Origin of the sequence: Erythrobacter sp. SDW2, assembly GCF_021431965.1 — a bacterium.
Lineage (GTDB): Bacteria > Pseudomonadota > Alphaproteobacteria > Sphingomonadales > Sphingomonadaceae > Parerythrobacter.
The window spans coordinates 325,849-342,844 of the sequence record NZ_CP090370.1; the positions used below are offsets into that span (position 1 = coordinate 325,849).

Here is a 16,996-nt window from a genome sequence, read left to right on the forward strand (position 1 = left end):
CGGTTATCCGGTGGCCAGGCCGACCTGATGTGCGCGCCTATAGGGGGCGAGGCGTAACCATACAAGCGGCAATCCGGCACAGCCCGATAATGTGCACAGCTGGTACACGAGCGTGGCCGGACAAAGACAATTTACCTCGCGGCGGAGCCAAAAGTGGCAACAGCGTTAACCTGTTCTTTACCATAAACCGCTTGAACTCCTTCTCGTGAAGCCGGGGGCATGTTCGCCGGCCTCGACAGGGGGAAAGTGACAATGAAACTGACCACGTTCGATGAGAGGCAGCCCGCCGGGAAGATCCTGGGCCAGGAAAGCCTGGTCATCGCCCAATGCCTCGCCGCTGCTGCGGCTGGCGAGACCATCGCGCTCTACGATCTGGGCGTGATCTATTCGACCGGCAGCCATGGCGCCGATTACGACCTGATCGAAGCGCACAAGTGGTTCAACCTCGCTGCCTCGCACGGGCATGAGGAAGCCGCCTGGTGCCGGGCCGACATTTCGGACGAAATGACCGCCCGCGAAATCGCCGAAGCCCAGCGCCGCGCGCGCGACTGGCTGGTCGCTGAACGCAAGGTCGCCTGACCTAGCCTTTTCGAAAAGGCGTTCGCTGGTCGAGATAGTTGCGGTCGGCCTCGACCCCGCGCCGCTCGCGCTCGAGGAAATCGGCCACCGCTTCGCGAAACCCCGGATCGGCGATCCAGTGCGCCGACCAGGTCCGGACCGGTTCGTACCCCCGGGCCAGCTTGTGACCGCCCTGCGCCCCCGCCTCGACCCGCTTGAGGCCAAGCGCGATCGCCGCATCGATCGCCTGGTAATAGCACAGCTCGAAATGCAGGAACGGCACCTGCTCGGTGCAGCCCCAGTAACGGCCATAAAGCGCATCCGGCCCGATCACGTTCATTGCCCCTGCAACCGGCCGCCCGTCGCGATAGGCGAAGATCAGCAGCAGCTTCTCCCCCATCCGTGTCCCCAACAGGCTGAACGCCTCGCGGGTCAGATAGGGTGAGCCCCACTTTCGCGCGCCCGTATCCTGGTAGAACACCCAGAACGCGTCCCATTCGGCCTCGGTGATCTCCGCGCCGGTGAGGTGCCGGATCTCGACCGCCTCCTGCGCGCTGGCCCGTTCCTTGCGCAAGGCGCGGCGCTTGCGGCTGGCCAGTTCCCCGAGAAAGTCGTCGAAGCTGCCATAACCCCGGTTCTCCCAGTGGAACTGGATGTCGCTGCGCAGCAGCCAGCCCGCCGCCTCGAAAATCGGCAGCTGCGCCGGATCGATGAAGGTCGCATGGGCGCTGGAGAAGCGGTTCTGCTCGCAGAGTTGCTCGGCAGCGCGGAGCAAAGGCACCCCCAGCGCCTCGTCCGCCAGCAGCAGGCGCGGCCCGGTGGCGGGGGTGAAAGGCGCGGCGATCTGGAGCTTGGGATAGTAGCGCCCGCCGGCCCGCTGGTAGGCATCGGCCCAGCTGTGGTCGAAGACATATTCGCCCTGGCTGTGGCCCTTGAGATAGGCCGGAAGCGCCGCCAGCGGCAGCCCGCCACCGTTTTCCCGGGCGCTTTCGATCACGATCGGGGCCGCCTGCCAACCCGTCCCCGGACCGACGCTGCCCGAATCCTCCATCGCGGTGAGGAAGGCGTGCGACATGAAGGGGTTGTCGGCCCCGCCGAGCGCGTCCCAATGCGCCGCTTCGACTTCGCCGACCCCGCCGAGAATGCGTGCAGTGAAGGCCGCGTCGCTCATGCCCCGGCGGCTCCTGCCAGCCCCGCCCCCTCGCTGATCAGCGCATCGGCATTGAGCAGCGCCCGCGCCCGCGTCTCGGGCGAATTGACTGTCCAGGTCAGCACCGGCAGGCCCTTGGCGCGCAGACCGGCGACCCATGCATTCGGCAGCGCGGCGATGTGGTAGGCGAGGAAATCGGGCCGCGCTATCGCCAGCGCCAGCCGCCGTTGCCAGCGCCGCCGGGTATAGCCATGCGCGTCCTCGCGCATCACCAGCCCGGCGCAGGTCGCGGGCGAATGGTGGCGGAACCAGCGCGCCACACGGGGGTCGAAGCTCATCACCGCATGGTTGCCGCCATATCCGGCCAGCGCATCGCGGACGAGGATGCAGCTCTCGATGACGTCGTAGCCGCGTTTCGACTTGATCTCGATCAGCAGCGGGACTTGCCCTGCGACCAGCGCGAGAAGATCTCCCAGCGTCGCCGGGCTCTCTTCGCTCTCGACGTAGCGCAGCTGCCGCAATTCCATCGCGCTCTTGCCGCCCGTCAGTCCCTCGCTGCCGGTCAGTCGGGCGAGGTCCCAGTCATGGAACACCATCGGCAGGTTGTCGGCGCTGCGCTGGATATCGCATTCGATGCCCATCCCCGCCGCGATCGCCAAGCGCGCGGCAGCGAGCGAGTTTTCCGGCACTAAGTTCCCGTGCAGGCCGCGGTGGGCGTATTCCCATTCGGTCAACCAGGCCGGGACCGGGCGACTAGCCATCGCTCACCGCAACAATCGCATCGACTTCGACCGCCACCCCCAGCGGCAACGAGGGCACGCCGACGGCGGCGCGGGCGTGCTTGCCGGCCTCGCCGAAAACCTCGAGCATCAGGTCGGAGGCACCGTTCACCACCTTGGGCTGATCGGTGAAGTCGGGCGTGGAATTGACGAAGCCGCCCAGCTTGACCACCCGCTCGACCCGGTCGAGCGAACCGAGCGCCGCCTTGAGCTGAGCGAGGATCATCAGCCCGCAGCCGCGCGCGGCGCGCATGCCGTCTTCCAGCGAAACATCATCGCCCAGCCGTCCCTTGAGCAGCGTACCCTCGACGAAGGAGACCTGCCCGGAAACAAAGGCCAGCCCGCCGTGGACCACCACCGGGACATAGCTCGCCACCGGGGCCGCCGCTTCGGGCAGCACGATCCCCAGTTCGTTCAAGCGGGCTTCGATGGTCATTCGTCTTCCTCCAGTCGGGCAAGGATCCACGGCAGCGCATGCTCCCACTCGTCGATCCTGGCATGGGCATGGCCGGCCTTCTCGCCGCAGGCGATATGCGGCGCAATCGCCGGTTCGCCGCACAGGTGCAGCCGGGTGATATGCGGCACGACTTCGGCCGCCGAGCCGTGGTGCTGGGCGAGATCGTCGATGAACACCGCCTTCGAAGGCTGGTGCTCCGCAAGGATCTTGGCCAGCGCCGGACCCTTGGGGCCCTGGTTGGTATAGACCGGTGCATGGATGCCGTAGCGCTGCAATTGCTCGGCCCGGCGGTCGCGCCGCTCGTCGAGCAGATTGGTCAGGATCACCACATCGGCCTGCTGCGCCAGCGTGTTGATCGCCTCGACCGCGCCCTTGATCGGGTCCTGCCGGTCCATTTCGGTGTCGAAGAACAGGTTGAGATATTTCCAGATCTCGACCGGTTCGACCGTCTCGCCGCTGGCCTGCCAGGTCAGCGCCTTGCCCCAGTCGCCATTGTCGAGCGCGAAGTCGATGCCGTGCTGCTCGTCAAGGAAATCGCGGAAATGCGCGACCATGTGCAGCAGCACTTCGTCGCAGTCGGAAATGATAAGCGGGCGGTTCATCGGGCTAGCCTTTCGCGGGCGGCGAGCAGCACCTGCGGCTCGACGCTCAGGGCATCGGCGGCAAGCAGCAGGTCGGGTTCGTGATTGGCGAGGAAATCGAGCACGGCGGTCAGCACGGCGCGGTCGGTCAGCCGTTCGCGCAGGATCTCGGGCGTCAGGCCGGTCAGCGCCAGCAGCCGTTCCGCCCGCTCGTCGTCCGCCAGCACCCAGCCGAGCGCGTTGAGCGCCAGCGCATCGGCATCTGCAGAGTCGTGAGCGGCGGATTTGGGGGGGAACGAGATTGGCAAGGCTCCGCAATCTGGCCTAGGGGAAGGCGCAAAGGAGTGTCCCCAGTGGCAAAGAGAATACTGGTTGTCGAGGACAACGACCTCAACCGGAAATTGTTCTGCGATGTGCTGCGGTCAAGGGGGCACGAGGTACTGGGCTGCGATGATGGCCAGCAGGTCATCGCCGCCGCGCGGGAATTCTCGCCCGACCTCGCCATCATGGACATCCAGTTGCCGCATATTTCCGGAGTCGAGCTGATCGCCACCATGAAGAAGGACCCGCAGCTCGCGACCATTCCGGTGCTCGCCGTCACCGCCTATGCGGGCAAGGGCGACGAGGAGAAAATCCGCGATGCCGGGGCCGCCGATTATCTCTCAAAGCCGGTATCGATCGGCCCCTTCATGGCCGCGGTCCAGCGCCTGCTCTGAGCGATGCCTTCCTATGCGGCCTTTTGCCGCGCTTGACATTCGCCGCGCAAACCCGCTTTCCCCGCTCCGACATTTTGCTCCAGCAAGGATAGAAGCATGGACCGCGCCGCAGTCGACAGCCAGATCCGCGAGATCATCGATCCCTTCAACAAGAAGGGCGTCGAGATCACCGACGCCAGCACCTTCCAGAACGACCTCGAGTTCGACAGCCTGACGGTGATGGATTTCGTCGCCGAGATCGAGGACGCCTTCGACATCATCATCAGCATGAACCAGCAGGCCGAGATCGAGAATTACGGCCAGCTGGTCGATGCCGTGACCAAGATGGCTGCCAACTGAAGATTTTCCCTTTGGCGTTCGTGCTGAGCCTGTCGAAGCACGTTGGCGTCCCACTCGCGTCCTTCGACAAGCTCAGGACGAACGGAGTTTGGTAATGAGCGAAACTCAAGACCTTTTCAGCAAGTTCGACGATCTGATCGGAATGCGTGCCGCCTTGCTGGAAGGCGGGCAGGAAGACCCGTTCAGCCTGGTGATGGAGAAGGTGCTGAGCCCGACGCAGGCGATCTGCAACGGGCGCGACACGATCCTGCTCGGCACCTACAACTACATGGGCATGACCTTCGACGACGACGTGATCGCCGCCGGCAAGCAGGCCTATGACGATTTCGGCGCGGGGACGACCGGCAGCCGGGTCCTCAACGGCACGTTCTTCCATCACCGCGATGTCGAGGATGCGCTGAAGGAATTCTACGCCATGGATCACGCCATGGTGTTCTCGACCGGCTACCAGGCCAATCTCGGCATCATCAGCACCATCGCCGGCAAGGGCGACTACATCGTGCTCGACATCGACAGCCACGCCAGCATCTGGGACGGTTGCAAGATGGGCGACGCCGAAGTCGTGCCCTTCAAGCACAACGATATCGAGGCGATGGAGAAGCGGCTCAAGCGCATTCCCGAAGGCGCGGGCAAGCTGGTGGTGCTGGAAGGCGTCTATTCCATGCTCGGCGATATCGCCCCCCTGGCCGAGATGGTCGCGGTGGCAAAGAAGCACGGCGCCATGGTGCTGGTCGACGAGGCCCACTCGATGGGCTTCATCGGCGATCACGGGCGCGGCGTGTGCGAAGCGGCGGGCTGCATCGACGATGTCGATTTCATCATCGGCACCTTCTCCAAGAGCGTCGGCACGGTCGGCGGCTTCTGCGTTTCCAACCACCCCAAGTTCGAGATCATGCGGCTGGTTTGCCGCCCCTATGTCTTCACCGCCGCGCTGCCCCCCGCAGTGATGGCCTCGAGCGCCACCTCGATCCGCAAGCTCATGCATGGCGGCAACAAGCGGGCGCATCTGTGGGAGAATTCGCGCACGCTCCACGCCGGCCTGCGCGGGCTCGGCTTCCAGCTCGGCACCGAGGAGCCGCAGAGCGCGATCATCGCCGTGGTGATGCCCGATCTCGAACGCGGGGCGGCGATGTGGGAGGCGCTCTTGAAGGAAGGCCTCTACGTCAACCTCGCCCGCCCGCCTGCGACCCCGGCGGGGATGACCCTGCTGCGCTGCTCGCTCTGCGCCGAACATACGGCCGAGCAGGTGCAGACCATTCTGGGCATGTTCGAGCGGGCCGGGAAGGCTATCGGGATCATCTAATCCATTGTGGATGCGATGTTTATCCTGCATTCTTGCCTTTTGGGTGATTTGCAGGATAAATTGCCCGCATGGCCGATATCGTTCGTCCCTTTTCTGCCGAGCAGGCGCGCGCGCTGATCAACCTGCGTCCGCGCTACGAGTCATTGATCGAGGCGCAGCGCGCCTTGGCGCAGCTGCCCTACAACCTCGTGCGCAAGCGGGTCGGTGAACGCGAGTATCTCTACGAAGCGATCGACCGGCTGAATAACGGCAAGAGCCTTGGGCCGATGACACCGGAGCTCGAACAGCGACTGGCCGATTATCGCAGCCAAAAGGCCGACTTGCAGGGCCGCATCGCGACGGCCGAGGAACTTGTCGCGGAAATCGGCCGGTTGGCGAAACCGTTACGTTTGCCGACGCTGGCGGAAACGGCCGGCGAGCTCTTGCGCGAGCTTGACCGGCGGCGACTGCTCGATGGCACATTGCTGGTCGTCGGTACCAACTGCATCCCGGCCTACTCGGTCGAAGCGGCAGGTGCGATTTCCGATGCACCTGACGAGACGGAGGATTTCGACCTCGCCTGGGCCGCAGACGAGCAAGCCGAGGATATGGCGCTCTGGAACGCGCTCAAGGCGGTCGATCCCACCTACACGCTCAACACCGAGCGGACGTTCCAGGCCCGCAACCGCAAGTCCTACGAAGTCGAACTGCTCGCCGCGCCATCGCGTATCGGCACCATGGGAGCGCGAGAAAAGCCCAAGCCGATTCCGCTGCCGGAACAGGAATGGCTGCTGCTCGGCACCCCGGTCGACCAGGTCGTGCCCTGCCGCGACGGGCGGGCGGCACGGCTGGTGGTGCCCGATCCGCGCTGGTTTGCGCTGCACAAGCTGTGGCTGGGAGCGCAGGCCAAACGCAATCCTCTGAAGCGGCGCAAGGATGTGGCGCAGGGACTGGCCGTGCTGAGCGCGGTGGCGGACGCCATGCCGCAATATCCGCTGGACGAGGCCTTCGTGGCGACCATTCCACCCGAGCTGGAACCCTATTGGCAGCAGTGGCAGGCCAGCCGCAGCTGACCGGCGCTTCAATTGATCGAGATCACCCCGTCGACCGCGCGCCATTCGCTCGGGCCGATCAGATGCTGGTGGGCCACCCTGACCGAATGCAGCACCGCCTCGATCTCGCGCCGCCAGAAGGCGAGGAACCGGTCCAGTTCCGGGAAGCGCGGGGCGATGTCGTATTGCTGCATGACGAACATCTGCAGCAGGCTGGGGTGGTCCGGCAGGTAGTAGTGGATCTGCACGGTCGCGAGACCGTATCCCTCGAGCTGGCGGGCGAAATCGCGGCTGGCCATCGGCACTTCCCTCCTTGCTGGCGGACCAGAGAAAAGTCTTGGCGGAATATTTCGCCAAACCGATTCGCCCGTCAAGGGGTTGCGGGCGGCCTCTCCGCAAGGAGCCAGCGGGCGAGGATCACGGCGCTGACCGCTCCCGCCAGTTGCGCGGCGACGAACAGCGGCACGTCGGCAGGCGCAATCCCGGCGAAACTGTCGCTGAGCGAGCGGACCACCGTTATCGCCGGATTGGCGAAACTGGGGGACGATGTGAACCAATAAGCACTGGTGATGTAGAGCGCGACCGCCATCGGAATCGCTTCCGCACGGTGCCTCAGCAGCGTCAGGATCACCAGCACCAGCCCGAAGGTGGCGACGAATTCGCCGCTCCACTGGCCGATCCCGGCGCGGGCCTTGGTGCTGAATTGCAAGATCGGCAGGTCGAACATCAGATGCACCGCCCAGGCGCCCAGCGCCCCGGCGGCGATCTGGACGAGGACATAGAGGAGCGCGGTGCGTGCCGCGGTCTCGCGCCTGAGCCACAAGGCCAGCGTCACCGCCGGGTTGAAATGCGCGCCCGAGATCGGACCCAGCATGGCGATGAGGACATAGAGGATCGCACCGGTGGCGATGGTGTTCGCCAGCAGCGCCAGCGCCACGTTCCCGCCCGACAGGCGCTCCGCCATCACGCCCGAGCCGATCACGGCGGCAAAGAGGAAGAAACTGCCCAGCCCCTCGGCGGCGAGGCGGCGGGAGAGATTGCTCTCAGCCATGGGTCGCGCCTTCCATTTCGCGCCCGATGCGCGTCACCGCATCGCGCCATGCGCGCGGCTTCATCGCCTCCTCGTCGAGCGCCAGCAGCGCGTCGATGCGGGTGGCGAGCCGCTGGTATGCCGTCTCGAAATCGTCCAGCGCGCCGTCGGTGCCATGCCCGGCCGGGTCGGGAATGCCCCAATGCGCCTGCGCCGGATGGCCGGGCCAGATGGGACACATTTCCCCTTTCGCGTTGTCGCAGACGGTGATGACCAGGTCCATCACCGGTGCGCCGGGTCCGGCAAAGACGTCCCAGCTTTTCGAAGCGAGGCCCCCAACGTCGTGCCCCTTCGCAGCCAGCAGCTCGAGCGCGCAGGGATTGGGCAAACCGCGCGGCTGGCTCCCGGCAGAGTATGCGACGAAGCGGGTACCGCCGCGCGCGGCGAGGATCGCCTCGGCCAGGATCGAGCGGGCCGAATTGGCGGTGCAGAGGAACAGCACGTTGCGCGGCATCGTCAGTCAGTCCCCGATTTGCGGGGCACAGCACGCGGAAGGCGCAGCATTGACCGAGACCAATTGCGCCAGCGCCGGCCCCTGCCCGTAGTCCACGCTCTCGCCCATCGTGTGGAAGGTTTCCCACACCACGCCCTGCGGATCGGCGATCCAGCTCTTTTCCGAGCGGGCGTAGCAACAGGTCGTCGCCCCTTCCTCCAACACCGGTGCGTCGGCGGCCTTCAGCCTTCCGTAGACCTCGGTCAGTTCCTCGGCGCTTTCGACCTGGATGCCGAGATGCTCGATCCCGCGCGCAGCATGTCCGCCGCTCGAGATGGCGAAATTGACCCGCGGATCCTCCAGCATCCATTTGGCGTAGTCGCTTCGGGTGACGCTCGGCTCGGCCGCGAACAGGGTCGAGTAGAAGCGGATCGAGGCGTCGAGGTCGTCGACTCCGACATGGACATGCAGGCGTTTCATCGCGCTTTCTCCTTGCAGGCTGGTTCGGGCACGGCACACTCCGCCCCGGCGCAGCAGTTCTCGGTGAGGAAGCCGAGCAGCCGCTCCATCGCGGCAAAATCGGCGGAATAGATCAGGCTGCGCCCCTCGCGCCGTTGGGCGACGAGGCCCGCCTCGTGCAGCTGCGCCAGATGGTGCGAGAGCGAGGAGTTGGGCACGCCCAGCGCTTCGGCGATGCGGCCTGCCGGAAGCCCGTCCGGTCCGGTCTGCACCAGCAGCCGGAACAGCGCCAGCCGGTGCTCCTGCGCCAGTGCGGCAAGGGCGGAGATGACGTGATTCGCTTCCATTTCGATACTTATCGAAATGTTCTGAAGGTCTGGCAAGCGTTATTTCGAACTTTATCGAAATATTTGCAGTCAGCCCGCTGCGCTCTCCAGCGTGGCGTTGGCGCAGGGATCGCTGGCATCGTCCTTGTCGCCGCCGAACTGGGTCAGCACCAGGATCCCGCCCACCACCAGCACCACGAAGGCGGTGGTGACCAGGCCGAGATATTCGTCGATGAAGCGCTTGATCGGCGCGCCGAAGATGCGGAACAGCAGACCGACGGTGAAGAAGATCATGCCGCGACCCGCCAGGCTCGCCAGGGTGAAGGTGACGAGGTTCATGGAGATGAAGCCGGCGGTGATGGTCATCAGCTTGAACGGGATCGGGGTCGCCCCGGCGATAACGATCGCTTCCCAGTCGTACTGCTTGAGATAGCACGCCGCCTGCGGAAAGCTGTCGGTCAGGCCGAGCAGCCCGAGCAGCCATTCGCCGACGAGATCGTACAGCCCCCAGCCGATGAAATAGCCGAACAGCCCGCCCGCGACCGAGCTCAGCGTGGCGATGATGCCGAAGCGCAGCGCCTTTTGCGGTTCGGCGAGGCACATCAGCCCCAGCAGCGGGTGCGGCGGGATCGGGAAGAAGCTCGCCTCGACGAAGCAGAAGAACGCCAGCCAGCCCTGCGCATGGGGATGCGCGGCCTTCTCCATCGTCCAGTCGTAGAGGCCGCGCAGCGGTTTCATCAGCATGTGAGACAGCATCCCGTCAGTGTCGATCGCGCCTCTAGGCGAGCCGCGACGCCCACGCAACCAGAGAGAAATAACCTATTTGGCACTTTATTATTGACATCGTCACGCTCTTTGGTTAGAGAACCGGAACATCGCGATAAACCGATTCGAGCCGGGCGGCCCTGCACCACGCAGCGCCGCCCGTTGGCGTTCAGGCGCCCGTGTCGGAATCGCCCGGACAGGACGAACCGACGTGGCACGCAAGAACTGGCAATCGATCTTCATCAACGAACTGGCTGAATCTTCCAACGTGAAGAAAGCCTGCGAGGCCGCAGGCGTCAGCCAGAGCCTGGTCTACAAGACCCGCCGCGAGAAGGCAGATTTTGCCCGCCTGTGGTATGCCGCACTGGCCGAAGGTTACGACAATCTGGAGATGGACCTGCTGCTGCGGCTGCGCGAAGGACGGCTGGAGGATGTCGACGAGGACGGCAACAAGCGCAAGTTCGACATCGGCACCGCCTTCCGCTGCCTGGCCGCGCACCGCGAGAACGTGGCGCGGGAGAAAGGGCGCCAGACGCTGGCCGACGAAGTCGCGACGATGAAATCGATCAATGCCAAGATCGACAAGCTGCGCGAGAACGAGGATCGCGCGGCCGCGCTCAAGGCCAAGCGGGCGCGGCCCGGCGGGGAGGCAGGGTAGTGCCGCACAAGCAGCGCGCCAGTCGCGGCAACTGGTTCAGGCTCGCGGGCGAGGAAGGCGACGAACGCCGCTTCGAGCTGGAGAAGGCACTCGCCCCGCACGAGCTGGCGGCGCTAGGCAACTGGCACTGGGAAGTATGGGGCCGCGACGAGCAGCACCCGCCGCAGGGCCCGTGGCGCGTCTGGCTGATCAAGGCCGGACGCGGCTTCGGCAAGACCCGCGCCGGGGCCGAGTGGGTGCGCAATGTCGCGCGCCACGATCCGGAGGCCCGGATCGCGCTGGTCGGGGCCTCGCTGGTCGAGGTCCGCAGCGTCATGGTCGAGGGCGAAAGCGGCGTGCTGGCCGCCTCGCCCGGTGCGCTGGCACCCGATTTCGAGCCCTCGCTGCGGCGGCTGGTCTGGCCCAACGGGGCGCAAGCCTATCTCTATTCGGCGGGCGAGCCGGAAAGCCTGCGCGGGCCGCAGCACAGCCATGCCTGGTGCGACGAGATCGCCAAATGGGAGAACGCCAACCAGCGCGCCATGGCGGCGTGGGACAATCTGCAGATGGGGATGCGGCTGGGCGATCACCCGCGCGTGCTCGCCACCAGCACCCCGCGCAGCGTCGCGCTGATGAACCGGTTGATGGCCGAGGCCAAGACCGGCGCGGTTGTCGTCGCCGAAGGCCGGACCGAGCAGAACACGGGTGTGCTGCCCAACTCCTACTATGCCGCGATGCTCGACCAGTACGGCGGTACCGCGCTCGGCCGGCAGGAGCTCGACGGCGAGATGCTGGCCGAGGTCGAGGGCGCATTGTGGAGCCGGGCGCTGCTGGAGCAGTGCCGGACTCCCCCTCCCCTTCAGGGGAGGGGGCCGGGGGGTGGGGGCTGTAGCGGATCAACTGACAGGCCCCACCCCAACCCCTCCCCTGAAGGGGAGGGGCTTTTCGGACCCCACCGCCGCGTCGTCATCGGCGTCGATCCGCCCGCGTCGGCGAACGGCGATGCCTGCGGGATCGTGGTCGCGGCGCTGCTGGAGGATGGCAATGCGGCGGTGCTGGCCGATTGCTCGGTCGAGAAGGCCAGCCCCGAACGCTGGGCCCGCGCCGTCGCTTGTGCCGCGCAGGCGTGGCAGGCCGACCGCGTGGTGGCCGAGGCCAACCAGGGCGGCGCCATGGTCGCCAGCGTCCTGCGCGCGGCGGACATCACCCTCCCGGTCAAGCTGGTCCACGCCGCCCGAGGCAAATCCGCCCGCGCCGAGCCGGTCGCCGCGCTCTACGAAGCGCGCCGGGTCAAGCACGCAGGGCTGTTCGCGAAGCTGGAGGACGAGCTGTGCGGATTGATGGCGGGAGGTGGCTACGAAGGGCCGGGCAGGTCGCCGGACCGGGCCGATGCGCTGGTGTGGGCCCTGAGTGAGCTGATGCTTGCGCGGAGGGGGGAGCCGAGAATACAGCAATTTTGATGCGAGGTAACAAGTCGATACCGCTGTTCAGTCCGCCTTAACGGATAGGAACACATAACCCTCTTAGACATTAATGACCTTGCCGAGATCGACTCCGCACTCTATGTCCAGTTCAATTGAAGGGAGCTCCGCATGATCTATCGTGAAGGTGTGGGCGGCTAAGGACACCTACCAAAAATTGCTGCCGACCATCTATCAATTTTGGCATACCTACGGCTCCGACATTCAGTCCGGGGCCGTAGTTTTATCTGCAATTGCAGCTTTCGCCATCATTCGTTCAACACGTCAGAATGGTCGGCGTCGAAACACTATGGATCTGATTCTACACCAAGAATCAGATCGCGATCTCATTGAAGCGCGCGCAGCCTTCAACGAGCTGAAGGCTGGAGAAGTCAAGCTGGCCACCTACGCCAAGCCAGAAACCAAGAACAGCGAACAAGCGCAGACAATCCGGAAAATTCTGAACCTTCATGAATTGACAGCTGTCGCGATCGAAGAGGGCGTGATCGACGAACGGGTGTACCGACGCTGGTTCAACACAACCTACATCAAGGATTATGTCGCAGTCGAAGCGTATATTCTTGAAGCGCGAAGAACCTATGAGAATCCGAAGGCGTTCTGCGAGTTCGAGAAGATGGCAAAGCGCTGGAAATCGGATAAATCGTGGTACGCTAAGCCCTCTTGGCTGCAGCGAAAAAGCGAAGCATTTGCGCGCCTTAGACGCGCCTAATCCAATCAATTAATCAACAATTAGGTTAACCTCACGGAGCAATCCGATGGGGCAAAAAACGCGCGCCTACGCGAGCTAAGGGACTCTCCATGTCATTCCTCACTACCCTGACCTCCGCCTTCAAGGGCGGGGGGCAGCCGCGCGTGCCTGTTTCGCGTGGCTTTATCTCGCCTTGGACGACTGCCTTCGACGCGGGCACGCGCCGCCCGTTCGACTACGGCTCCGCGCTGCGCGAGGCGTTTGTCGAGAATCCGGTGGCGCAGCGGGCGGTGCGGATCGTCGCCGAGGGGGTGGGCAGCGCGCCGCTGGCCGACACCGATCCGCGTCTTCTCGCGCTGATCCGCGCGCCCAGCGCAGGGCAGTCGCTGGTCGAGACGCTGGCGCTCCACCTGCTGCTCCACGGCAATGCCTATGTCCAGGTCGCCAAGGACGCGGCGGGCCAGCCGGTCGAGCTGTTCGCCTTGCGGCCCGAGCGGGTCTCGGTCGTGCCCGGCCCCGACGGCTGGCCGCGCGGTTATGATTATCGCCTCGCCGACCGCACGCTCACCGTCGCGCTCGAGGACGAGGACGGCTGGCCCAACATCCTGCACTTGAAGAGCGTCCACCCGGGCGACGACCATTACGGCGCGGGGTGCCTGTCCGCGGCGCGGGCGGCGGTGGCGATCCACAATGCCGCGAGCGAGTGGAACCGGGCGCTGCTGGCCAATTCGGCGCGGCCCAGCGGCGCGCTGATCCATGACAATGGCGACGGCGGCACGCTCAGCCCCGACCAGTTCGAGCGGCTGCGCACCGAGCTCGAGCAGGCCTTCAGCGGGCAGGCGCAGGCCGGTCGGCCGATGCTGCTCGAAGGGGGCCTCAGCTGGCAATCGATGGCGATGAGCCCGGCGGACATGGACTTCGCCACGCTCAAGGAAGCTGCCGCGCGCGATATCGCGCTCGCCTTCGGGGTGCCGCCGATGCTGCTCGGTCTGCCGGGGGACAACACCTATGCCAATTACCGCGAGGCCAATCGCGCGTTGTGGCGGCTGACGCTGCTGCCGCTGGCGGGGAAGATTCTCGGCGGGATCGCCGACGGGCTTTCGCCCTGGTTCGCGGATGCTTCGCTCAGCGTCGATCTCGACCGGGTGCCCGCGCTCTCCGAAGACCGCGAGCGGCTGTGGACGCAGGTCAGCGCCGCCGCCTTCCTCAGCGACGACGAGAAACGCCGCATGCTCGGCATCACAGGAGAACGCCAATGACCCGCGAAGACATGCTGGCGCGGCTGATCGCGCAGGCGACGCATGAGGGCGGCGATCTCGTCACCCTGCGCGCCATGGTCGAGGAAGCGAGCGAGGTCGGGGCCGAGCGCGCGCTCCATAGGCTCGGCCTCTCCGACGAGAGCGCGCAGGACGATATCGACGAGCTGCGCGAGCTGCTGCAGGCCTGGCGCGATGCCAAGGCGAGCGCGTGGAAAGCGGCGGTGGCGTGGATCGTGCGCGGCATCTTTGCCCTGCTGCTGATCGGCATCGCCGTGCGGCTGGGCGTGGGGGAGCTGCTCAAATGACCCCGGATCAAGTCCGGGGCTGGGCCGGCGCGATGCGCCTCGCCGGATACGCCGCGCTGTTCGGCACGCCCGATGCTGCGCGCGACACCATTGTGGCGGGGGCCTTCGCCGAGACGCTCAGCGCTCGCCGAAACCCGCTCCCGCTCTACTGGCAGCACCGCCCCGACCAGCGCATCGGCTGGGTCGAGCGCGCCGAGGAGGATGCGCGAGGCCTGCGTGTCATCGCCACCATCGACAACCCGCAAGGCCGTGCCGCCACCCTGCTCGCCCGCCGCGCGGTCGACGGCCTCAGCTTCGGCTACCGCGCCCGGGGCTATCGCCACGAACCCTCCGGCCGCGTGCTGGAAGACATCGAACTGTTCGAAGTCAGCCTCGTCACCCACCCGCTCCAGTATGGAGCGCGGGTGCATTTTGTTTCGCAAGATCCTCCCCGGAACGGGGAGGTGGCAGTCGCCGCAGGCGGCTGACGGAGGGGTCGAAAGCGCGCCGCCACCGCCAATCGGCCCCTCCACCACTTCGTGGTCCCCCTCCCCGTTCCGGGGAGGATTGCTTGTCCAATCCCCCACCGAAAGGCACAAATACCAATGGATATCGAAACCCCCGACGCCGCTACCCAGAGCTTCGACATCGTCGCCCGGCAGGACCGGATCGACAGCGAGGTCGCAAACTTGCGCTCCGACGTCGACGAAGTGAAGGCCCGCGTAGACAGGATCGGCCGCGCCGCCACCCGCCCCGCCATCGGCGGTGCCGACAGCCAGGAAGTGAAGGGCTTCGTCGACGGCTATCTCCGCCGCGGCTCGACTTCGGAAATCAAGTCGATCAGCGGCGCGGTGCCTTCCGACGGCGGCTATGCCGTGCCGCGCGAAATCGACGCGGCCATCGCCCGCGCCCTGACCGAGATCAGCCCGATCCGCGCCATCGCCCAGGTCGTCCAGACCGGCACCAGTGGCTACAGCAAGCTCGTCAGCCTCGGCGGCACCGCCAGCGGCTGGGTCAGCGAGACCGCCGCCCGGCCCGAGACCGACACGCCCAGCTTCAGCGAGATCGCCCCGCCGACGGGCGAGCTCTACGCCAACCCCGCCGCCAGCCAGGCGATGCTCGACGATGCCGGCTTCGACCTCGAAGCCTGGCTCGCCAGCGAGATCGCGACCGAATTCGCCCGGGCCGAAGGTGCCGCCTTCGTTCACGGCAATGGCGTCGACCAGCCGCGCGGGTTCCTCAACGCGCCGACCAGCGAGGAGTTCGACGGTGACCGCGCCTTCGGCACGCTGCAATATATCGGCACCGGCGATGCGGCGGGCTTCGGCAGCAATCCCGATGCCAAGCTGATCGACCTCGTCCACACGATGAAGGCCGGCCACCGCCAGGGCGCGAGCTTCGTGATGAATTCGGCGACTTTGGCCGAGGTCCGCAAGCTCAAGACGGCGGACGGGGCATTCCTGTGGCAGCCGGGCCTGGTCGAAGGCCAGCCCGACCGGCTGCTCGGCTATCCGGTGGTGGAGGCCGAGGACATGCCCGATATCGCCACCGGCGCCTTCCCGGTCGCCTTCGGCAATTTCCGCCACGGCTACCTGATCGCCGAGAGGACCGCGACGCAGATCCTGCGCGATCCCTTCACCAACAAGCCCTTCGTCCACTTCTACGCCACCAAGCGCGTCGGCGGGCAGGTGCTCGATTCGAACGCGATCAAGCTCCTCAAGATAGAGGTGTGATGATGTCTGCCCCTCTTCTTTAGAGGAGGGGCGGCGAGACCAAGGCCTGCGCAGCAGGTCCTGGTCGCAGCGGGGTGGTGAACGCGAGCCGACGCGCCGCTGCGCGCCGCGCCACCACCCCCGAACCCCCTCCTCTGAAGAGGAGGGGGCCAAACGTGCCCGCATCGCTGCGCATCCCTCCCCTGGCGAGCGGTGCGGGCACACCCCTATTCACATCCGGGAGACCGCCATGCAGCGGACATTGATCACGCCGCCCGACATCGGCGGCGCGCTGGCCGAGCTCAAGCACTGGCTCGCCATCACCACCACGCAAGACGATGCATCGCTCACCGCGCTGCTGCGCGCGGCGCTGGAGACCTGCGAGGCCTTCACCGGCACCATGCCGCTCGCCGCCACGGTGGAGGAGGTGCACGCCGCGACCTGCGAGTGGCAGGGGCTCTACGCCTCTCCCGTCCATCTGATCGACCGGGTCGAGGCTGTCGCTAACGACGGTACCCGCAGCGCGCTGCCGGTCGGCGATTACGAGATCAACATCACCGGCGACCAGCGCGGCCTTGTCCGCCTGCGTCACGCCGGGGTGGTCCGCCGCGTGGCCGTGCGGTTCCTGGCTGGCCTCGTGCCCGAGTGGGAAGCACTGCCCGATGGCTTGCGGCACGGCGTGCTGCGTCTGGCAGCGCATAACTATCGGGCGCGCGAACAGGACGAGGGTCCCAACCCGCCCGCCGCCGTGGCGGCCCTGTGGCGACCCTGGCGCCGAATGCGGCTCGCATGATCCGCGCCGAAGCCTCGCCCGCTCCGGCGCAGCAGCAGCGACGGCTGGCCGACAAGGCCAGAGCACTCGCGCTGGCGCACCTCGTGCGCACCCGCGACGCAGCGCGGGCCTGGCGCTCGCCTTCGGCCCTGTGGCCCTTGTTCGAGAGGAAGTGA

The 16,996-nt window shown here is 66.2% G+C and carries 25 protein-coding genes; 14 read left to right on the forward strand and 11 right to left on the reverse strand.

What is annotated here, in order from left to right; all coding sequences use genetic code 11:
- The first annotated feature begins 252 nt into the window (after positions 1-252).
- Positions 253-579 (forward strand): hypothetical protein, encoded by a 327-nt coding sequence (locus LY632_RS01545; RefSeq protein WP_234092059.1) that lies wholly within the window; start codon positions 253-255, stop codon positions 577-579.
- A gap of 1 nt (position 580) precedes the next feature.
- Here the strand turns inward: LY632_RS01545 and LY632_RS01550 are convergent, their stop codons facing one another.
- From LY632_RS01550 to LY632_RS01570, 5 genes are read right to left on the reverse strand one after another with little or no spacing between them, the layout of a single operon-like run.
- A complete protein-coding gene (locus tag LY632_RS01550; RefSeq protein ID WP_234092060.1) occupies positions 581-1,729 on the reverse strand; it encodes a GNAT family N-acetyltransferase in 1,149 nt (382 codons plus the stop codon).
- Entirely contained in the window at positions 1,726-2,469 is a 744-nt protein-coding gene (locus tag LY632_RS01555) for a glycerophosphodiester phosphodiesterase family protein (RefSeq protein WP_234092061.1), read from the reverse strand. Before LY632_RS01555 ends, LY632_RS01550 begins: the two co-directional genes overlap by 4 nt.
- Positions 2,462-2,923 (reverse strand): RidA family protein, encoded by a 462-nt coding sequence (locus LY632_RS01560; RefSeq protein WP_234092062.1) that lies wholly within the window; start codon positions 2,921-2,923, stop codon positions 2,462-2,464. Before LY632_RS01560 ends, LY632_RS01555 begins: the two co-directional genes overlap by 8 nt.
- A complete protein-coding gene (locus tag LY632_RS01565; protein ID WP_234092063.1) occupies positions 2,920-3,546 on the reverse strand; it encodes an HAD family hydrolase in 627 nt (208 codons plus the stop codon). Before LY632_RS01565 ends, LY632_RS01560 begins: the two co-directional genes overlap by 4 nt.
- Positions 3,543-3,833 (reverse strand): DUF3572 family protein, encoded by a 291-nt coding sequence (locus LY632_RS01570; RefSeq protein ID WP_234092064.1) that lies wholly within the window; start codon positions 3,831-3,833, stop codon positions 3,543-3,545. Before LY632_RS01570 ends, LY632_RS01565 begins: the two co-directional genes overlap by 4 nt.
- Positions 3,834-3,878: 45 nt before the next feature.
- On the opposite strand from LY632_RS01570, the gene LY632_RS01575 reads away from it, so the two are divergent.
- From LY632_RS01575 to LY632_RS01590, 4 genes are all read left to right on the forward strand, one after another.
- A complete protein-coding gene (locus LY632_RS01575; protein WP_234092065.1) occupies positions 3,879-4,241 on the forward strand; it encodes a response regulator in 363 nt (120 codons plus the stop codon).
- Positions 4,242-4,337: 96 nt separating this feature from the next.
- Entirely contained in the window at positions 4,338-4,580 is a 243-nt protein-coding gene (locus LY632_RS01580; protein WP_234092066.1) for an acyl carrier protein, read from the forward strand.
- A gap of 94 nt (positions 4,581-4,674) precedes the next feature.
- The gene (locus tag LY632_RS01585) at positions 4,675-5,883 is read left to right on the forward strand and encodes an aminotransferase class I/II-fold pyridoxal phosphate-dependent enzyme (RefSeq protein WP_234092067.1); all 1,209 of its coding nucleotides are present in this window, start codon (positions 4,675-4,677) and stop codon (positions 5,881-5,883) included.
- A 68-nt stretch (positions 5,884-5,951) separates the two neighbouring features.
- Positions 5,952-6,935 carry a GSU2403 family nucleotidyltransferase fold protein gene (locus LY632_RS01590; protein ID WP_234092068.1) on the forward strand — a complete coding sequence of 328 codons (984 nt, stop codon included), beginning with the start codon at positions 5,952-5,954 and terminating at the stop codon, positions 6,933-6,935.
- An 8-nt stretch (positions 6,936-6,943) separates the two neighbouring features.
- Here the strand turns inward: LY632_RS01590 and LY632_RS01595 are convergent, their stop codons facing one another.
- The 6 genes from LY632_RS01595 to LY632_RS01620 form a co-directional block, all read right to left on the reverse strand.
- Complete coding sequence (locus LY632_RS01595; protein ID WP_234092069.1) at positions 6,944-7,213, reverse strand: usg protein; 270 nt, start codon at positions 7,211-7,213, stop codon at positions 6,944-6,946.
- A 71-nt stretch (positions 7,214-7,284) separates the two neighbouring features.
- Positions 7,285-7,965, reverse strand: coding sequence for an MIP/aquaporin family protein (locus LY632_RS01600; RefSeq protein ID WP_234092070.1), 681 nt, complete (start codon positions 7,963-7,965; stop codon positions 7,285-7,287).
- The gene (locus LY632_RS01605) at positions 7,958-8,458 is read right to left on the reverse strand and encodes an arsenate reductase ArsC (RefSeq protein ID WP_234092071.1); all 501 of its coding nucleotides are present in this window, start codon (positions 8,456-8,458) and stop codon (positions 7,958-7,960) included. Before LY632_RS01605 ends, LY632_RS01600 begins: the two co-directional genes overlap by 8 nt.
- A 6-nt stretch (positions 8,459-8,464) precedes the next feature.
- Positions 8,465-8,917, reverse strand: coding sequence for an ArsI/CadI family heavy metal resistance metalloenzyme (locus LY632_RS01610; RefSeq protein WP_234092072.1), 453 nt, complete (start codon positions 8,915-8,917; stop codon positions 8,465-8,467).
- A complete protein-coding gene (locus LY632_RS01615; RefSeq protein WP_234092073.1) occupies positions 8,914-9,243 on the reverse strand; it encodes a helix-turn-helix transcriptional regulator in 330 nt (109 codons plus the stop codon). Before LY632_RS01615 ends, LY632_RS01610 begins: the two co-directional genes overlap by 4 nt.
- A 69-nt stretch (positions 9,244-9,312) precedes the next feature.
- The gene (locus tag LY632_RS01620) at positions 9,313-9,966 is read right to left on the reverse strand and encodes a YqaA family protein (RefSeq protein WP_234092074.1); all 654 of its coding nucleotides are present in this window, start codon (positions 9,964-9,966) and stop codon (positions 9,313-9,315) included.
- Between the two features lie 232 nt (positions 9,967-10,198).
- On the opposite strand from LY632_RS01620, the gene LY632_RS01625 reads away from it, so the two are divergent.
- From LY632_RS01625 to LY632_RS01665, 9 genes are all read left to right on the forward strand, one after another.
- A complete protein-coding gene (locus LY632_RS01625; RefSeq protein WP_234092075.1) occupies positions 10,199-10,645 on the forward strand; it encodes a hypothetical protein in 447 nt (148 codons plus the stop codon).
- A gap of 77 nt (positions 10,646-10,722) precedes the next feature.
- Positions 10,723-12,084: a DNA-packaging protein gene (locus tag LY632_RS01630; protein ID WP_370636581.1), complete on the forward strand. Its 1,362-nt coding sequence runs from the start codon at positions 10,723-10,725 to the stop codon at positions 12,082-12,084.
- 142 nt (positions 12,085-12,226) lie between these two features.
- Positions 12,227-12,814 carry a DUF4760 domain-containing protein gene (locus LY632_RS01635; RefSeq protein ID WP_234092076.1) on the forward strand — a complete coding sequence of 196 codons (588 nt, stop codon included), beginning with the start codon at positions 12,227-12,229 and terminating at the stop codon, positions 12,812-12,814.
- Between the two features lie 89 nt (positions 12,815-12,903).
- Positions 12,904-14,052: a phage portal protein gene (locus LY632_RS01640; RefSeq protein ID WP_234092077.1), complete on the forward strand. Its 1,149-nt coding sequence runs from the start codon at positions 12,904-12,906 to the stop codon at positions 14,050-14,052.
- Entirely contained in the window at positions 14,049-14,357 is a 309-nt protein-coding gene (locus LY632_RS01645; protein WP_234092078.1) for a DUF6127 family protein, read from the forward strand. The genes LY632_RS01640 and LY632_RS01645 overlap by 4 nt, the downstream gene beginning before the upstream one ends.
- Complete coding sequence (locus LY632_RS01650) at positions 14,354-14,824, forward strand: HK97 family phage prohead protease (RefSeq protein WP_234092079.1); 471 nt, start codon at positions 14,354-14,356, stop codon at positions 14,822-14,824. Before LY632_RS01645 ends, LY632_RS01650 begins: the two co-directional genes overlap by 4 nt.
- 117 nt (positions 14,825-14,941) lie before the next feature.
- Positions 14,942-16,069 (forward strand): phage major capsid protein, encoded by a 1,128-nt coding sequence (locus LY632_RS01655; protein ID WP_234092080.1) that lies wholly within the window; start codon positions 14,942-14,944, stop codon positions 16,067-16,069.
- A gap of 229 nt (positions 16,070-16,298) precedes the next feature.
- Complete coding sequence (locus LY632_RS01660; protein ID WP_234092081.1) at positions 16,299-16,841, forward strand: hypothetical protein; 543 nt, start codon at positions 16,299-16,301, stop codon at positions 16,839-16,841.
- Positions 16,838-16,996: a hypothetical protein gene (locus LY632_RS01665; RefSeq protein ID WP_234092082.1), complete on the forward strand. Its 159-nt coding sequence runs from the start codon at positions 16,838-16,840 to the stop codon at positions 16,994-16,996. The genes LY632_RS01660 and LY632_RS01665 overlap by 4 nt, the downstream gene beginning before the upstream one ends.

Excerpts from the sequence above, each read along its gene's own strand:
- LY632_RS01640 (WP_234092077.1), top strand. The coding sequence starts at position 12,904 with ATGTCATTCCTCACTACCCTGACCTCCGCCTTCAAGGGCGGGGGGCAG.
- LY632_RS01645 (WP_234092078.1), top strand. The coding sequence starts at position 14,049 with ATGACCCGCGAAGACATGCTGGCGCGGCTGATCGCGCAGGCGACGCAT.
- LY632_RS01580 (WP_234092066.1), top strand. The coding sequence starts at position 4,338 with ATGGACCGCGCCGCAGTCGACAGCCAGATCCGCGAGATCATCGATCCC.
- LY632_RS01605 (WP_234092071.1), bottom strand. The coding sequence starts at position 8,458 with ATGCCGCGCAACGTGCTGTTCCTCTGCACCGCCAATTCGGCCCGCTCG.
- LY632_RS01660 (WP_234092081.1), top strand. The coding sequence starts at position 16,299 with ATGCAGCGGACATTGATCACGCCGCCCGACATCGGCGGCGCGCTGGCC.
- LY632_RS01620 (WP_234092074.1), bottom strand. The coding sequence starts at position 9,966 with ATGCTGATGAAACCGCTGCGCGGCCTCTACGACTGGACGATGGAGAAG.
- LY632_RS01610 (WP_234092072.1), bottom strand. The coding sequence starts at position 8,917 with ATGAAACGCCTGCATGTCCATGTCGGAGTCGACGACCTCGACGCCTCG.
- LY632_RS01655 (WP_234092080.1), top strand. The coding sequence starts at position 14,942 with ATGGATATCGAAACCCCCGACGCCGCTACCCAGAGCTTCGACATCGTC.
- LY632_RS01665 (WP_234092082.1), top strand. The coding sequence starts at position 16,838 with ATGATCCGCGCCGAAGCCTCGCCCGCTCCGGCGCAGCAGCAGCGACGG.
- LY632_RS01565 (WP_234092063.1), bottom strand. The coding sequence starts at position 3,546 with ATGAACCGCCCGCTTATCATTTCCGACTGCGACGAAGTGCTGCTGCAC.
- LY632_RS01545 (WP_234092059.1), top strand. The coding sequence starts at position 253 with ATGAAACTGACCACGTTCGATGAGAGGCAGCCCGCCGGGAAGATCCTG.
- LY632_RS01600 (WP_234092070.1), bottom strand. The coding sequence starts at position 7,965 with ATGGCTGAGAGCAATCTCTCCCGCCGCCTCGCCGCCGAGGGGCTGGGC.
- LY632_RS01590 (WP_234092068.1), top strand. The coding sequence starts at position 5,952 with ATGGCCGATATCGTTCGTCCCTTTTCTGCCGAGCAGGCGCGCGCGCTG.
- LY632_RS01615 (WP_234092073.1), bottom strand. The coding sequence starts at position 9,243 with ATGGAAGCGAATCACGTCATCTCCGCCCTTGCCGCACTGGCGCAGGAG.
- LY632_RS01585 (WP_234092067.1), top strand. The coding sequence starts at position 4,675 with ATGAGCGAAACTCAAGACCTTTTCAGCAAGTTCGACGATCTGATCGGA.
- LY632_RS01555 (WP_234092061.1), bottom strand. The coding sequence starts at position 2,469 with ATGGCTAGTCGCCCGGTCCCGGCCTGGTTGACCGAATGGGAATACGCC.
- LY632_RS01650 (WP_234092079.1), top strand. The coding sequence starts at position 14,354 with ATGACCCCGGATCAAGTCCGGGGCTGGGCCGGCGCGATGCGCCTCGCC.
- LY632_RS01560 (WP_234092062.1), bottom strand. The coding sequence starts at position 2,923 with ATGACCATCGAAGCCCGCTTGAACGAACTGGGGATCGTGCTGCCCGAA.
- LY632_RS01595 (WP_234092069.1), bottom strand. The coding sequence starts at position 7,213 with ATGGCCAGCCGCGATTTCGCCCGCCAGCTCGAGGGATACGGTCTCGCG.
- LY632_RS01550 (WP_234092060.1), bottom strand. The coding sequence starts at position 1,729 with ATGAGCGACGCGGCCTTCACTGCACGCATTCTCGGCGGGGTCGGCGAA.